Source organism: Streptomyces sp. SUK 48 (genome assembly GCF_009650765.1).
Classification (GTDB): Bacteria; Actinomycetota; Actinomycetes; order Streptomycetales; family Streptomycetaceae; genus Streptomyces.
This window is the reverse complement of sequence record NZ_CP045740.1, coordinates 473,780-487,803: the sequence shown is the minus strand read 5'-3', so window position 1 is coordinate 487,803 and position 14,024 is coordinate 473,780. Positions and strand designations below refer to the sequence as shown.

Below are 14,024 nucleotides of genomic sequence, written 5' to 3'. Positions count from 1 at the left end.
GGCCTCCCGTCACAGAACGTGCAGCGACCCCCACAGTGCCACCACCGCGACCGCGAGGGAGGACGGCACGGCGAGCAGACCCAGCCGGGTGAACTCGCCGAGGTTCACGCCGTGCTCGTGCTGGTGCACGATCCGCCGCCACAGCAGTGTGGCCAGCGACCCGGCGTAGGTCAGGTTCGGGCCGATGTTCACCCCGAGCAGCACCGCGAGCACCGCGCCGGGACCGGCCGGGGCCGCGAGCGGCAGCAGGACCAGCACGGCGGGCAGGTTGTTGACGATGTTCGCGAGGAGGGCGGCCAGCGCGGCGATCCCCAGCAGCGCGGGCAGCCCGGTGCCGCCCGGCACGATGTGCCCGAGCGCGTCGGCGAGCCCGTTGTCCACCACCGCCCGCACCACGATGCCCAGCGCGAGCACGAACGCGAGGAACGCCGGGGCCGCCGCCTTCACCACGGTCACCGGGGTCGCCTCGCGGCGCAGCAGCGACCGCCCGGCCAGCACCAGCGCACCGGCCGCCGCCACCCAGGCGGGCTCGACACCGAACGCCGACGCCACCACGAACCCGGCCAGCGTGCAGACGACGGTCACCACCGCGAACCGGGGGAAGATGGGCGGCTCGCCGGTGTCCGGGGCCGCCGGGGCCGCCGCCGCGAGGTCACCGGCGAAGAACCGCCGGAACACCGCGTACTCCACGGCGATCGCCGCCAGCCACGGCAGCGCCATCAGCCCGGCGAACCGGGTGAAGCTCAGCCCGCTCGCCGCGAACGCCAGCAGGTTCGTCAGATTGGACACCGGCAGCAGCAGCGACGCCGTGTTCGACAGATGCGTACAGGCGTAGACGTGCGGCTTGGGACGTACGCCGGTGCGGGCGGCGGTGGCGAACACCACCGGGGTGAGCAGCACGATCGTGGCGTCCAGGCTGAGTACGGCGGTGATGGCGGAGGCGAGCGCGAAGACCGCCGTCAGCAGCCGCACCGGCCGTCCCGCCGCCCAGCGGGCCATCCACGCCCCGCAGGCCCGGAACAGGCCCTCCACGGCACAGAAGTGGGCGAGCACCAGGACCGCCGCGAGAAAACCGACCACCGGGCCCAGCCGCTCGGCCTCGGCGCGGGCATGGTCGAGGGAGATGGCGCCGGTGGCGATCACGATCCCGGCGGCCGGGACGGCCATGACCGCCTCCGGCCACCCGAAGGGCCGTACGACGGCGAAGGCGAGCACCGCGAGGAGCAGTACCACGGAGAGTGCTTCGGCGAGCGGGCTGTTCAGGGCGGGTCCTTCCGGATTCGATCACGCTTTCCCGCCCATGAAAACAGATGTCCCCGGCCGCCCCGCGGCGGCCGGGGGCGGAAGGATCAGGGAGCGGTGCCGGGGCTGAACACGGTCAGGAAGACGGCCGAGGAGTTCCCGGAGACCGGGACCTCGCCGCCCGTCCACGTCACCTTGAGATGATCGCGTTCATTCGGCGGGGTGATCAGCAGGGCCGCCGGCTTGGCCGTCCTCGCGCCGCTGACCCCCGGGTTGGAGAAGGTCAGCCCGGCCCAGGCGCTCTGGCCGGGCTTGAGCGTGACCGTCGTCGACGAGCCCGACTCGCGCCCCGGGTTGGGGCCGAGCTGCCCGCCGGAGGCGTTCACGAAGGCCGCGCCCGGGAAGCCGCGCACGGTGCAGGTACGCCCGGAGGTGTTGGTGAGCACCACGGGGAAGTTCTCCTGCCCGGCGCCCGGGTCGTTGCGGCCCACGGAGGCGCGCAGTTCGGAGGTGTGGCAGCGGGTGCTCGCCGCGGCGGTGGTGCCCCCGCCCGAGGTGGCGGTCGTCCGGGTCGACGCGGTCGCGGGGGCGCCGGTGTGCGTGGAGGAGGCGGGGGAGGACGTGGTCGAGGCGCCGGAGGACGCCGGTGCGGAGGAGTCGCCGCTCGCGGGCGCCGCCGTACCCGAGGACGTCATGGGGGGATCGCTGTGCACGGTCTGGCCGTTGCCGCAGGCGGTCAGCAGGCCCAGCACGGCGACCGAGCCCGCGAACAGGGCTCCGCGCCGCGCGGACCGTGGGGTGTACACCATGTCGCTCAACACTCCTGGTTGGTCGGGGCACGCGCCGGACGCGTGCCTACGGTGCCGAGTGCGCCGTCACCCCACTCCGATGCACGGACCGTGGGAAAAGTTCGGAACACGAGGATTCTTTTTCCCGCTTCGGCCCCGGACCGACCCTCGCGTCACCCCTCAGCGCACCCGCAGGGAGCGCAGTACGCCATCGGTGGCGTCGCCGTCACCCCGCTGGCGTAGCTGCACATACACCTGCGGCTCGGTGGCGCCGCCCGCCGGGACGAGCGCGGACTCGGTGATCGAACCGCCGTCCGGACAGCCGCTCCAGGTCCGCACCAGTCCGTGCCAGTCCGCGCTGCGGAAGGCGCGGCTGCCGGAGTGGTGACAGCCAAAGTGCGCGAGCGCCTTCACCCGTGCGGTGACATCGCCGTGCGCGCTGACCCCGACGAACACCCCGTCGACCGGGGTGGCCAGATCGGGCCAGTGGGCCAGGTCGTCCGCCACCACCAGGCCCGGTTCGTGCCCGGAGCCCAGGCCCAGCGCATGCGGGTCCCAGCCGGAGTCGCGCAGCTCGCGGTCCCAGCTCGCGGGCACCCGCACGCTCACCCGGCCGCCCGCGTCCGCCACCCGCGGCTGCTCCGGGGCCCCGCCGCGATGGAGCACCACGGTCACCGTGACCGCCGCCACCGCGGCGGCGGCCAGCGCGGCCACCGACAGGGTCACCGCGTTCAGCCGGCCCCGGACCCGGTCGAGGCGCGGGCGCCCGGGCCTCCCCGCGGCCGCCGGGAGGCCCGCCAGCCGGTCCAGCTCGGCCGCGAACGCGCCGGCGCCGGGCCAGCGCCGCGCCCGGTCCGGCTCCAGCGCCCGCAGCAGCGCCCGCGCCACGCCGTCCCCGAGTCCCGGCCGCAGCCGCGCGGGCGGCACCACCTTGCCGGGCGGCCCCGGCACGCTCCCGGTGACCAGCTCGTAGCCGACCGCGCCCAGGCTGTAGACGTCGGCCCGCTCGTCGATGCCCGCGCCGGGCTCCGCCTGCTCCGGCGGCCGATAGCCCGCCGAGCCCGCCGCCAGGGTCAGCGCGGAGCCCTGCGCCAGGCTCTTGGCGAGCCCCAGATCGGCGAGCAGCACCCGCCGGGTGCCGTCCGGGGCGGTGTGCAGCAGCACATTGGTCGGCTTGATGTCGCGGTGCACGATCCCCGCCTCGTGCAGCGCGGCGGCGGCCCGCGCCGCCTGTGCCGTCAGCGCCAGCGCGTCCGGCACCGGCAAGGGGCCGTCCCGCAGCAGCTCGGCGAGGGTGCCGCCGTCGGCGTACTCCATCACGAAGTACGGCCGTCCGTCGGGGAGTTCACCGATGTCGTAGACCTGCACCACCCGGCTGGAACCGGCCCGGCGCAGCAGCCGCGCCTCCGACAGGAACCGGTCCCGGACGTCCAGCCGGTGCGACCAGTTCTCGGCGAGCACCTTCACCGCCACCGGGGCCTGAAGCTCCGGGTCGTGGGCGAGCCACACGGTGGCGAAGGCTCCGGTGCCCAGCGGCCGTTCGAGGCGGTAGCGGCCGATCCGCTCCAGGGAGTGCATACGACTATCATGCCTGCCTTGAGATCGACCCGAAGGAGTGCGTGACGTGCAGGACGAGGCGCCGGTGGAGGAACTCGCCCGGCATGCCGCCGCCGGTGACCCCGCGGCCCTGGAGCGGCTGCTGGCCGAGCTGCGGCCGGACGTCGTCCGCCGCTGCGGGCGCTTCCTGCCCTGCCGGGAGGACGCCGAGGAGGCCGCCCAGGACGTGCTGCTCCAAGTGGCCCGGCACATCGGCACCTTCGAGGGCCGCAGCCGTTTCGGCACCTGGCTGTACACCGTGGTCGCCAACTGCTGCCGGCAGAAGTACCGCGAGCTGAAGCGGCGGGCCGCCGAACAGCCCGTCGCCATCGAGCCGGCGCACGCCGTCGACCCGCGCACCACCAGCGTCATCGCCGGCTCCCGGGTGGACCTGCTGGAGGCGCTGGAGCGGCTGGAGCGCGAGCATCCGCAGCTGGTCGCGCCGCTGGTCTACCGGGACATCTGCCAGCTCGACTACGCCGAGGCCGCCGAACGCGCCGGCATCCCCCTCGGCACCTTCAAGTCCCGGCTGCACGAGGCCCGCAGACAGGTACGGCCCTGGCTGACGAGCCTGTGAGGGCGACCAGCCCTCGTCCTCGCCTCTAACCCTCCTCTCCTCTAGCCCTCCTCCTCGAACAGCGGCAGCTCCGCCCAGATCGTCTTGCCGTCCCCGGTGTGCCGGCTGCCCCAGCGCTGGGTGAGCTGGGCGACCAGCAGCAGCCCCCGGCCGCCCTCGTCGAAGGTCTTGGCCCGGCGCAGATGCGGGGCGGTGTGGCTGGTGTCGGAGACCTCGCAGATCAGCGTGGCCGCGTCATGGATCAGCCGGAGCCGGATCGGATGGGCGCCGTAGCGGATGGCGTTGGTGACCAGCTCGCTGACCACCAGCTCCGCCGTGAACGACGCCTCGCTCAGCCCCCACACGTCCAGTTGCTCCACCACCGCCTTGCGGATCGGCGCGACCAGCGCCGGGTCCGCCGGGATGTCCCAGGTCGCCACCTGGGAGGCGGGCAGGCCCTGGGTGCGGGCGAGCAGCAGCGCCACGTCGTCGGCGGCGCCGCCGGACGGCAGCAGGGTGTGCAGGATCCGGTCGCAGGACAGGTCCAGTGAGCCGACGCCCGCGCCGAGCGCCTCGAAGAGCTTCGCGCGCCCGGCGTCCCCGTCCAGGTCCCGGTCCCCGGACGTGACCAGGCCGTCCGTGTACAGCGCGAGCACCGTGCCCTCCGCCAGCTCCACCTCGGCGGACTCGAACGGCAGCCCGCCCAGGCCCAGCGGCGGTCCCGCGGGCAGCTCCAGCTGGTGCGGTCGGCCGCCCGGCGGCAGCGCGATGGGCGGCGGATGCCCGGCGCGGGCCAGCGTGCAGCGCCGCGACACCGGGTCGTAGACCGCGTACAGACAGGTCGCGCCGACCTCGCCGGTGCTGCCGTCCCGGCCGGTCTCCTCCGCGAGCCGCATCACCAGGTCGTCCAGATGCGTGAGCAGTTCGTCCGGGGCGAGGTCGATGTCCGCGAGGGTGCGTACGGCGGTGCGCATCCGGCCCATGGCGGCCGACGCCTGGACGCCGTGCCCCACCACGTCCCCGACGACCATCGCGACCCGCAGCCCCGACAGCGGGATCACGTCGAACCAGTCGCCGCCCACCCCCGCGCGTGCCGCCGGCAGATACCGGGAGGACGCCTCCAGGGCCGCCGTGCGCGGCAGCGTGCGGGGCAGCAGGCTGCGTTGCAGGGCGAGGGCGGTCTCCCGCTCGCGCGAGTAGCGCCGGGCGTTGTCGATGCAGACGGCGGCCCGGGCGGTGATCTCCTCGGCCAGCATCCGGTCGTCGGCGTCGAAGCTGTCCGGGCGCCGGTGCCGTACGAAGACCGCGACGCCCAGGGTGAGTCCGCGGGCCCGCACCGGGACCGACATCGTGGAGTGGATGCCGAAGCGCCGCACCTGCCGGGTGCGGGCGCTGTTCCAGTTCATCCAGGGGCTCGTGCCGCCCGCGGTCCTGGAGAAGACGAGAGTGCGGCCCGCGGTCAGCGAGTCCGCCTGCGGCGAGCCGCCCGGATAGCGCTCGGTCTGCCCCGGCTCCATCACCGCCTCCGGCACCCCGTCCAGGACCGAATGGTGGGCGGCCCGGCGCAGGGTCACCGGGGTGGCCACACGGGCCGGGGGCTCCCCGCCGTACTCCTCGGGGTCCAGCAGATCGATGGTGACGAAGTCGGCCAGCGCCGGCACGCACATGTCGGCCAGCTCCTGCGCCGTCCGGGTGACGTCGAGGGTTGTGCCGATGCGCATGCTCGCCTCGTTGACCAGTTGGAGGCGCTGCCGGGCCCGGTGGCTGTCGCTGACGTCGTGCGCGGCCAGGCACACGCCCCGCACCCGGCCCGCGCGGTCGTGCACCGGCGCGAGCCGGGCGAGCCAGGCGTGCGCCCGGCTCTCGCCGCCGGCCCGCATGAAGGTCCGCACGTCCAGCGGGCGCCCGGTGGCCAGCACCTCGCGCATGCCCCGCGCCAGTTCCTCGCTCTGCGGATCGTCGACCAGCTCCGTGAAGGGCAGACCCAGCGCGTGGTCCTGCGGCAGCCCGGACACCACGGACATGGCGTCGTTCATCCGGCGCAGCCGCAGCTCCTCGTCGTAGACCGCGATCGCGCACGGCGACTGGATCAGGCCCGCCTCGCCCAGCGGATCGTCCGCGGCGGGCGGCTCCGTGCGGGGCACCGGGGCGACCAGGATCCACCGGTTGCCCGCGCCGCCGTCCGGCGCCGGGCGGTACCGGGCGAGCAGCCATACGTCGACGCTGTGCCCGTCGAGGTGGCGCACGGCGAGCGTGCCGTGCCAGCGGGAGTCCCGGGGCAGGGCGGGGGCGGGCCCGGTGAGCAGTTGCGTGGCGGGGCGGCCCACGACGGTGTCGGCGGGGTGGCCGAGCAGGCGCCGCGCGCCCTCGTTCCACTCCACCAGCGTGCCGTCGTCGGCGATGACAGCCCGGGCCGTCGCCGCCTCGTCGAACGGATAGACCCGGCTCATCGTCGCCGCTCCCAAGCGCACACTCACAGTGAACAGGTGGCACCCCTCGCGGCCCCAGCCTAGTGCTTCCCGCACACCGGCGGACGCCGGGCCCCGGGACCCGGCGCGGCCGCTGTCCGGGGTACCGCAGCGGATATGAGGCGACCTGCGGAAATTTACGGGCGAGTACCCGAGCGGTACCGTTTGGCCCATGCCAGCTCTCAACGTGGAGTTCAGTGACCGGGAACTAGAGGACCTGCGGCAGATCGCCAAGGAGCGCGGTACGTCGATGAAGGCCCTCGTCCGCGAGGCCGCCGCCGCCGACATCGCCCGGCACCGGGCGCTGAAGGAGGGCGCCGCGGCGTTCCGCAGCTTCTTCACCGCGCACGCCGAGGAGTTCGCCGCCGCCTTCCCCGAGGACGAGCCTCCCGCACGGGGCGAGGCCGCCTGAGTGATGCAGCCCGTCATCCATATCGATGTCCCGTGGCTGCTCCAGCGGCACGAAGAGGTCCTGCCCGAACAGCCCGCGGTCGACGACTTCTCCGCGCTGGTCGCCGCCGTCGCCCGGCACCGGGTCGACCCGCCCCGGCTCGGCGTGGACTCCGACCCCGCCTGGCGGGCCGCTGCCCTGCTGCACACCCTCGCCCTGCTCAAGCCGCTGCCCGCGGCCAACGCGCGGTTCGCCTGCGCCACCGCCGTCGCCTACATGTTCGTCAGCGGCGCCGGCATCGACCCGCCGTACGGCGCCCTGGTGGACCTCGCCCGCGATCTGATCGTGGGCAAGACGGACGTGTACGGAGCCGCCGACCGGCTCCGCTCCTGGCAGATCTGAACGCCGGGCGCCCGCCTCGGCGGATGACCCCGCCGGCCTACGGCGGCGCCGCCCGTCTCCGTGACGTCCAGCCTGCGCCCGCCCCGGAATCCCGGACCCGTGGGCGGTGATCACCGGGTGAACACGAGGAGTCATGAAGGGGGTTCCGGACGGCGGTGTCGGAATGTTTCCGGACGATTAAATAACCGCTGATTTTCGGCCAATTGACGACTTCCCAGGGGCCGCCGCCGCCCAGTTCCCGGGTCCCGACGTTCGAATTCCGTGACTTCACGCCACTGCTTCAACACGAAAGGTTACCGAAACCTGTGGGGTCGATGTGTGTTTCCGGCGGGGACTCGGCAGAGTGGCGCTCGCCGGTCCGACGTCCTACCGGAAACGGAGCCGGCACCCGTCTAGTTCGAGCGGAAGGATGCACACCATGCGGAACACCGCGCGCTGGGCAGCGGCCCTCGGCCTCACGGCCGTCGCCGTCTGCGGACCCCTGACCGGGGCCGCCGTCGCCGCCCCGGACGCCGCCCCGGCCTCGCTCTACGCCCCTTCGGCGCTGGTGCTGACCATCGGCCACGGCGGCGCAGCGGCCACCGCGACACCCGAACGCGCCGTCACCCTCACCTGCGCCCCGACCTCCTCCGGCACCCACCCGGCCGCCTCCGCGGCCTGCGCGGAACTGCGCGGTGTCGGCGGTGACTTCGCCGCCCTCAAGGCGCGCGACGATGTCTGGTGCAACAAGCTCTACGACCCCGTGGTCGTCACCGCCCAGGGGGTGTGGCAGGGCCAGCGGGTCAGCTACGAGCGCACCTTCGGCAACTCCTGTGAGCGGGACGCCGTCGGCGGCAGCCTCTTCGCGTTCTAGCGGGGCCGCCCAAGGACCGGGATCGCAGGGTCTTCCGTACACACCGGATCAGGACCGTTACTGGGGAGTGCGGACCTCTCGGAACGGGGAACCCGCGATCTCGCGCCGGACCGCCGAGCGAAGTGGGGTCGCCCGCCGGTTTGCCGGCACACAGAGCCGCTCCCCGGACAGGCCCGTGGGGGGCCTACCGGGGAGCGGCGAAAAACGAACGGTGTTCAGGACTTGCGCCGATGGCTCGTGTCGCACCACGGGTAGCGGCGGCTGCGCCGACAGGTGCACAGAGCGACACGGAAGCGGTCCGAGGACACCGTCGTACCGTCTTCCAGTTCCACCTCGACCGGACCCTCCACGAGCAGCGGCCCCCGCCGTTGCACCGTGATCCGGCGGGCGCGGTCAGCGGGTTCGTTCGGCACGGATCACCACCAGCTCCTCCGTTCTCTCGTGCGGCGCGAGCAGCCCGCGCCGGCGCAGCCACTGCTCCCGGGAGCGCAGCACCGGGCCCAGCGCGATCCAGCGCCGCCGCACCACCGTGGCCTTCAGGCCCGCGCCGCGCAGCAGTTCCAGACTGCGCCCGGGATCGCTCAGCGCCGACTGCACGATCAGCACCACGCCCCGGGACGTCAGCAGCGCCGGGGCATCCCGGCAGATCCGGTCCAGCAGCAGCCGTCCGTCGTGGCCCGCGTCCCAGGCCCGGGACCGGCCGCGCGGCCCGCGCCCGCCGTGCGGGGCGGGGACGTAGGGCGGATTGGCGAGGATCAGGTCGTACGGCCGTCCGCGCGCCGGCGTGAAGAGGTCGCCGCGCCTGGCCCGTACCGGCAGCCGGAACAGCAGGGCGTTCAGCCGGGCCGTCCACACCGCCCGCCGGGACATGTCCACCGCGGTCACCTCGGCGCCCCGCCGGGCCGCCGCGAGTGCCAGTGCACCGCTGCCGGTGCCCACGTCGAGCACCCGCGCCCCGGCCGGCACCGCCTCCTCGCGCAGGGCCTCGGCCAGCAGTGCCGTGTCGTCCTGGGGTGCGTAGACACCCGGAAGCAGCAAAGCGATCACAGGACGCGAGTACCCGGACATGGCGGAAATATGGGTCATGTCCCGCTCGGCCGCGCGAGCGCGTCCGGCTGTCCGAGGGGGACGCGCAGCGAGGACCGGCCCGCGTGCCAGTCGGCGAGCAGCCGCCCGGCGAGCCGCTCCTCCAGGTACTCGGTCGCGTCGATGCCGAAGGCGATGTCCGCGGCCAACTCCGGTTCCTCCGCGAGCAGTCCGCCGATCACCTCGTGCCGGATTACCTGCTCGTGCACCGCGTCGGCCTCCACGTGCTCGTCGTAGAAGAACCGCGCGGCCGCGCCCGCGCCGGTGCGTCCCAGCGCTTCGGAGAGGCGCCGGGAGCCGGGGGAGGAGGTGATCTCCACCTCCGCGAAGTGCCCGACCAGCGCGCCGCGCAGCGCGCGGTGCAGGCCGAACAGGGACATCAGGTTGACGACGGCCAGCATCTCGGCGGGCGCCGCGTCCAGATAGCGGCCGTATACGGTGTCCAGGCCCAGGTCCCGCATCAGGTCGACGAACAGGCGCGCGTGCACCCGCTCGGCCCGGCCGCCGCCGAACTCGTCGTACTCCACCGCCGCCATCGCGGCCTTCGCCCGCCCCCACAGCCGGGGCAGCACCCAGGCGTGCGGGTCGGCCTCCTTCAGGTGGTACAGGGAGCGCTGCGCCGCGTACTCGCGCAGGTGCCACAACTCGCCCTCGGCGCACAGGAAATGAGTGACGCCCGTGCCCTCGGCCGGTTCCACCAGGAGCGCGCCGAGCGCGTCGTCCAGGCTTTCGTGCCCCGGGGTGTCGGCGCGCAGCGCGGCCAGGAAGCGGTGCTCCAGCGCGGCCCGCAGCCGCAGCAGGTCCGGGTCCCACTCGGCCTCGGCGGGCACGCCCGCGAAGCCGCGGTAGTGCAGCTCGTAGCAGAGGTACAGGGCGAGTTGCGGGTCGTCCCCGTAGGGGTCCGGGTCCCCGGCGCCGGCCGGGTCGGGCAGCGGTCCGGCGCCGCGCAGGTAGGCGACGAGCGCGGCGGACAGCGGGCCGCGCGCGGGCGGCAGCTCGGGTCCTCGTGGGTCCATGGCGGCCGGGTACCCGGATCCGGGCAGGTCAGTGGCGCCGTCCGGCGGCCGTCCGGTCGCCGCCGGACTGTTCCTGGGCCTCCGTGCTCGGGCTGAGGGCGTCTCCCGCCTCGCCGTCGGCCTGGCGCTTGCCGTCGCGCAGCTCGGCCCGCTCGACCTCGTGCAGCACTTCCTCCAGCGCCGTCTCGGGCCGCTTGCCGTGGTCCCCACCGGACATGGTGTCTCCTTCTCGCGAATGATCGTCCTGACCGGCTCCCGGTACCCGGACCTGCGGAGAACACGCCTGGCCCCGATCACGTACGGCCGGGCACGGGCGAGGGGCCGCCGTCTCCCTGCGGACGGCGGCCCCTCGGATCGCGTGGCCTCACATGTGGACGACGGTCGGCGCGCCCGCGTCCTGCCGGGGCACTCCGCGCCGGTAGAGCAGGAAGCAGATCACCGTGCCGGCGGCGAAGAAGCCCGCCGACCACCAGAAGGCGGTGGTGTAGCTCTCGATCGTGGCCTGTGCCTGGACCAGCTTGCTGGTGGCGTCACGGCCAGCCATGTAGTGGGTCGCGGCGCTGGTCGCGAGGGTGTTCAGCAGGGCCGTACCGACCGAGCCGCCCACCTGCTGCATGGCGTTGACGCTCGCGGAGGCCACGCCCGCGTCCTCGGCGGCGACCCCGCCGGTGGCCAGCTGCATCGCGGGCGGCATCACCAGGCCGAGGCCGAAGCCGGTCACGATCAGCTGCGGCAGCACGGCGCCGCTGTAGTGCGAGCCGAGGCCGATGCCGGTCAGCCAGGCCATGCCCGCCATCGCGATGGCGAAGCCCAGCGGGATGACCGCCTTCGGACCGAGGCGCGGCACCAGCAGCGTGGTGCCCAGCTGCGCCGCCACCATCAGCGCGCCGACCATCGGCAGGAACGCCACACCGGTCCTGGTCGGGCTGAAGCCCAGGTTGAGCTGGAGGTAGTAGGTCAGGAAGAGGAACACGCCGAACATGCCCGCGCCGGTGATCAGCACAGCGAGGAAGGAGGCCGAACGGTTGCGGTCCAGCAGGATGCGCAGGGGCAGCAGCGGGTGCGCGGCGCGGGTCTGCCACCAGGTGAACGCGGCGAGCAGTATGGCGCCCGCGAGCAGGAAGCCCCAGGTCAGCGGGGAGTGCCAGTGGTGGCTCTCGGCGTTGGAGAAGCCGTAGACCACGGAGAAGAGGCCGCCGGCGACCAGGACCGTGCCCGGCACGTCCAGCTTGGCGTGGCTCGCGTCGCGGTGGTTGCCCAGCAGGATCCAGCCGCCCGCGAAGGCGACGACCGCGATGGCCACGTTCACGTACAGCGTCCAGCGCCAGTCCAGGGCGTCGGTGAGCAGGCCGCCGAGCAGCAGGCCGACCGCGCCGCCGGCACCGGCGATCGCGCCGTAGACGCTGAACGCGCGGGCCCGCTCGCGGGCGTCGGTGAACGTGGTGTTCAGCAGGGACAGCGCGGCCGGTGCGAGCAGTGCGCCGAAGGCGCCCTGGAGGGCGCGGGCGGTGACCAGCATGGCGAAGCCGTTCGCCGCGCCGCCGAGCGCGGAGGCCCCGGCGAAGCCGACGACACCGACGAGGAAGGCGGGCTTGCGGCCGAACAGGTCCGCGATGCGGCCGCCGAGCAGCAGCAGTGAGGCGAAGGCCAGCGCGTAGGCGGTGACGACCCACTGCCGGTTGCCGTCGGAGAAGCCGAGGTCGCGCTGGGCGGAGGGCAGGGCGATGTTCACGATCGTGGCGTCGAGGACCACCATCAGCTGGGCGACGGCGATCACCGCGAGGATCCACCACCGCCGGGGCGAGGCGTCGTGCGGCGCGGGCCCGGCCCCCGTTCGGGGGTCGTCGGTCAGGGTTTTCTGGGACATGGGGGAACCACTCCAGGGAAAGTCGTTCACGCGCGAGTCATACGGCGTACATAAACGAAACGGTTTCGTACGCGTCGAGGCTAGACCAGCTTGAGCGAAACGGCAACGTTTCGCTGTTGCGCCCGGGAAACGCACCGGGCGGCGACATCGACGCGCCACGCGCCGACACCGACGCCGCGGCTCCATCACGGGCGCGCCGCGCCGACCGACCCCCCCGCCCCCACGCGCAAGGACCGAGGCACCATGCCCACCGACCTCACCGGCACCTACCGTGCCCTCGACGACGGCCGCTGCGCCCTGCGCTTCGGCCGCGTCTACGACCGTCCCGTCGAGCACGTCTGGCGCTTCGTGACCGACCCCGGCGAGCTCTGGCGGTGGTTCCCCTGCCCCGCCGAGATGGAGCTGCGCCCCGGCGGCACCGTCCGCTTCGGCGCCGACCCGGCCCGGCCCGGCGCCACCGGGGAGGTCAACGCCGCCGACCCGCCCCGGCACGTGTCCTTCACCTGGGGCCCAGACGAACTCCGCTTCGACCTGGAGCCCCTGGCCGAGGCCGGCACCCGGTTCACCTTCACCGACATCCTCGGCGTCCCCGACACCGCCGCCCGCACCGCCGCCGGCTGGGAGGTGTGCCTGACCTGCCTCGACGCCCTGGCCCGCGGCGAGCACCCGACGGGCCCGCCCACCCGGCCCACCCCGCTGTGGCGGCGGTACTACGACGGCTACGTCGGCGCGGGCCTGCCCTGCGGCGCCCCGGTCCCGGACCCGGACTGACCCCGGCGGGACCCCCGTCCGCGCCGCTTCCACGTGCGCGGAGTATCCGGGTGTGGCGCCCTGGATACACCGCGCGGGTCCGGCCCAGGAGCTCGCGCATCCCGCACGCCGTCGCAATGAGGTCGCCACCATGTCCCACGCCCCGTCCCCCGCAGGACCGTCGAACCGCGCACGGCCGGTGACGAAGTCCGGCCCGGCGGCGGGAGTTGACGCCCGGCCCGCCGATCAGCGAACCCCGCACTCCACGGCCCTGGTGACCGGCGCCTCCTCCGGCATCGGCGCGGCCGTGGCCCGCCGGCTGGCCGCCGACGGAGGCTGGCGGCTGGTGCTCAACGGCCGCGACCTCACCCGTCTGGAGCAGGTGGCCGCAGAGATGTCGGCGACGACCGTCGCCGCCGACCTCAGCTGGCCCGGCGCCGGCCGCCGGGTGACCGAGGCGGCCCTTAACCACCTGGGCCGGGTGGACCTGGTCGTGGCGGGCGCCGGCGTCGGCTGGGCCGGTGATTTCACCGGCATGCCCCGCGCCCGCATCGACGAACTGGTCGGCACCGATCTGCTGGCCACCCTGCACCTCGTGCGCGGACTGCTGCCCCACATGGTCGCGGCCGGCTCCGGGCGGATCGTGCTGCTCGGCTCGGTCGCGGGCAGCGTGGGCGTGCGCGGCGAGGCCGTGTACTCCGCGGTCAAGGCCGCCGTCGCCGCGTTCGCCGACGCGCTGCGCTACGAACTGCGCGGCACCGGCGTCGGCGTCACCCATGTGGTCCCCGGTGTGGTCGACACCCCCTTCTTCGACCGGCGCGGCGCCCCCTACCGGCGCTCCTGGCCCCGCCCGGTGCCGCCCGAGCGGGTCGCGGACGCCGTGCTCAGCGCCGTGCGGCGCGGCACCGACGAGGTGTACGTGCCCGGCTGGCTGCGGCTGCCCGCCCGGGTGCGCGGTGCCGCGCCGGGGCTCTACCGGCGGCTCGCCGCCCACTTCGGGTGAGCGCCC

The 14,024-nt window shown here is 74.3% G+C and carries 15 protein-coding genes; 6 read left to right on the top strand and 9 right to left on the bottom strand.

The annotated features are described in order from the left end of the window. Positions 1-9: 9 nt before the first annotated feature. The 3 genes from GHR20_RS02185 to GHR20_RS02175 form a co-directional block, all read right to left on the bottom strand. A complete protein-coding gene (locus GHR20_RS02185) occupies positions 10-1,263 on the bottom strand; it encodes an SLC13 family permease (protein ID WP_153811997.1) in 1,254 nt (417 codons plus the stop codon). Between the two features lie 86 nt (positions 1,264-1,349). Beyond that, on the bottom strand, positions 1,350-2,051 hold the full coding sequence (locus GHR20_RS02180) for a DUF4232 domain-containing protein (RefSeq protein WP_153811996.1): 702 nt from the start codon (positions 2,049-2,051) through the stop codon (positions 1,350-1,352). Positions 2,052-2,210: 159 nt separating this feature from the next. Continuing rightward, a complete protein-coding gene (locus tag GHR20_RS02175) occupies positions 2,211-3,608 on the bottom strand; it encodes a serine/threonine-protein kinase (RefSeq protein ID WP_153811995.1) in 1,398 nt (465 codons plus the stop codon). A 46-nt stretch (positions 3,609-3,654) separates the two neighbouring features. Between GHR20_RS02175 and GHR20_RS02170 the strand changes: the two genes are divergently transcribed. Continuing rightward, positions 3,655-4,203, top strand: a complete 549-nt coding sequence (locus tag GHR20_RS02170; RefSeq protein WP_111581722.1) for an RNA polymerase sigma factor — start codon at positions 3,655-3,657, stop codon at positions 4,201-4,203. Positions 4,204-4,244: 41 nt separating this feature from the next. Here GHR20_RS02170 and GHR20_RS02165 read toward each other — a convergent pair whose 3' ends face one another. Continuing rightward, on the bottom strand, positions 4,245-6,632 hold the full coding sequence (locus GHR20_RS02165; RefSeq protein ID WP_153811994.1) for a SpoIIE family protein phosphatase: 2,388 nt from the start codon (positions 6,630-6,632) through the stop codon (positions 4,245-4,247). Between the two features lie 190 nt (positions 6,633-6,822). Between GHR20_RS02165 and GHR20_RS02160 the strand changes: the two genes are divergently transcribed. The 3 genes from GHR20_RS02160 (at position 6,823) to GHR20_RS02150 (ending at position 8,296) form a co-directional block, all read left to right on the top strand. Further along, on the top strand, positions 6,823-7,062 hold the full coding sequence (locus GHR20_RS02160) for a hypothetical protein (protein ID WP_111581720.1): 240 nt from the start codon (positions 6,823-6,825) through the stop codon (positions 7,060-7,062). Positions 7,063-7,065: 3 nt separating this feature from the next. Then, positions 7,066-7,443, top strand: a complete 378-nt coding sequence (locus GHR20_RS02155) for a toxin Doc (RefSeq protein WP_153811993.1) — start codon at positions 7,066-7,068, stop codon at positions 7,441-7,443. A 418-nt stretch (positions 7,444-7,861) separates the two neighbouring features. After that, positions 7,862-8,296 (top strand): protease inhibitor, encoded by a 435-nt coding sequence (locus GHR20_RS02150; RefSeq protein WP_111581987.1) that lies wholly within the window; start codon positions 7,862-7,864, stop codon positions 8,294-8,296. A 215-nt stretch (positions 8,297-8,511) separates the two neighbouring features. On the opposite strand, the gene GHR20_RS02145 is transcribed toward GHR20_RS02150, so the two are convergent. From GHR20_RS02145 to GHR20_RS02125, 5 genes are all read right to left on the bottom strand, one after another. Beyond that, positions 8,512-8,709 carry a CDGSH iron-sulfur domain-containing protein gene (locus GHR20_RS02145; protein WP_111581719.1) on the bottom strand — a complete coding sequence of 66 codons (198 nt, stop codon included), beginning with the start codon at positions 8,707-8,709 and terminating at the stop codon, positions 8,512-8,514. After that, complete coding sequence (locus tag GHR20_RS02140; protein ID WP_153811992.1) at positions 8,690-9,364, bottom strand: HemK2/MTQ2 family protein methyltransferase; 675 nt, start codon at positions 9,362-9,364, stop codon at positions 8,690-8,692. Before GHR20_RS02140 ends, GHR20_RS02145 begins: the two co-directional genes overlap by 20 nt. A 14-nt stretch (positions 9,365-9,378) precedes the next feature. Further along, positions 9,379-10,398 carry an iron-containing redox enzyme family protein gene (locus GHR20_RS02135; protein WP_153811991.1) on the bottom strand — a complete coding sequence of 340 codons (1,020 nt, stop codon included), beginning with the start codon at positions 10,396-10,398 and terminating at the stop codon, positions 9,379-9,381. A gap of 28 nt (positions 10,399-10,426) precedes the next feature. Then, a complete protein-coding gene (locus tag GHR20_RS02130; protein WP_111581716.1) occupies positions 10,427-10,615 on the bottom strand; it encodes a hypothetical protein in 189 nt (62 codons plus the stop codon). Positions 10,616-10,762: 147 nt separating this feature from the next. Further along, positions 10,763-12,265, bottom strand: coding sequence for an MFS transporter (locus GHR20_RS02125; protein ID WP_153811990.1), 1,503 nt, complete (start codon positions 12,263-12,265; stop codon positions 10,763-10,765). 243 nt (positions 12,266-12,508) lie between these two features. Here GHR20_RS02125 and GHR20_RS02120 point away from each other — a divergent pair, with 243 nt between their 5' ends. Beyond that, positions 12,509-13,036: an SRPBCC family protein gene (locus GHR20_RS02120; RefSeq protein WP_153811989.1), complete on the top strand. Its 528-nt coding sequence runs from the start codon at positions 12,509-12,511 to the stop codon at positions 13,034-13,036. 130 nt (positions 13,037-13,166) lie between these two features. Continuing rightward, positions 13,167-14,018, top strand: coding sequence for an SDR family NAD(P)-dependent oxidoreductase (locus GHR20_RS02115; protein WP_153811988.1), 852 nt, complete (start codon positions 13,167-13,169; stop codon positions 14,016-14,018). Positions 14,019-14,024 lie beyond the last annotated feature (6 nt).

What these genes read in the sequence shown, in the direction of transcription:
- GHR20_RS02180 (WP_153811996.1), bottom strand. Translation starts at nt 2,051, where the DNA reads ATGGTGTACACCCCACGGTCCGCGCGGCGCGGAGCCCTGTTCGCGGGC.
- GHR20_RS02175 (WP_153811995.1), bottom strand. Translation starts at nt 3,608, where the DNA reads ATGCACTCCCTGGAGCGGATCGGCCGCTACCGCCTCGAACGGCCGCTG.
- GHR20_RS02165 (WP_153811994.1), bottom strand. Translation starts at nt 6,632, where the DNA reads ATGAGCCGGGTCTATCCGTTCGACGAGGCGGCGACGGCCCGGGCTGTC.
- GHR20_RS02160 (WP_111581720.1), top strand. Translation starts at nt 6,823, where the DNA reads ATGCCAGCTCTCAACGTGGAGTTCAGTGACCGGGAACTAGAGGACCTG.
- GHR20_RS02155 (WP_153811993.1), top strand. Translation starts at nt 7,066, where the DNA reads ATGCAGCCCGTCATCCATATCGATGTCCCGTGGCTGCTCCAGCGGCAC.
- GHR20_RS02150 (WP_111581987.1), top strand. Translation starts at nt 7,862, where the DNA reads ATGCGGAACACCGCGCGCTGGGCAGCGGCCCTCGGCCTCACGGCCGTC.
- GHR20_RS02140 (WP_153811992.1), bottom strand. Translation starts at nt 9,364, where the DNA reads ATGTCCGGGTACTCGCGTCCTGTGATCGCTTTGCTGCTTCCGGGTGTC.
- GHR20_RS02135 (WP_153811991.1), bottom strand. Translation starts at nt 10,398, where the DNA reads ATGGACCCACGAGGACCCGAGCTGCCGCCCGCGCGCGGCCCGCTGTCC.
- GHR20_RS02130 (WP_111581716.1), bottom strand. Translation starts at nt 10,615, where the DNA reads ATGTCCGGTGGGGACCACGGCAAGCGGCCCGAGACGGCGCTGGAGGAA.
- GHR20_RS02125 (WP_153811990.1), bottom strand. Translation starts at nt 12,265, where the DNA reads ATGTCCCAGAAAACCCTGACCGACGACCCCCGAACGGGGGCCGGGCCC.
- GHR20_RS02120 (WP_153811989.1), top strand. Translation starts at nt 12,509, where the DNA reads ATGCCCACCGACCTCACCGGCACCTACCGTGCCCTCGACGACGGCCGC.
- GHR20_RS02115 (WP_153811988.1), top strand. Translation starts at nt 13,167, where the DNA reads ATGTCCCACGCCCCGTCCCCCGCAGGACCGTCGAACCGCGCACGGCCG.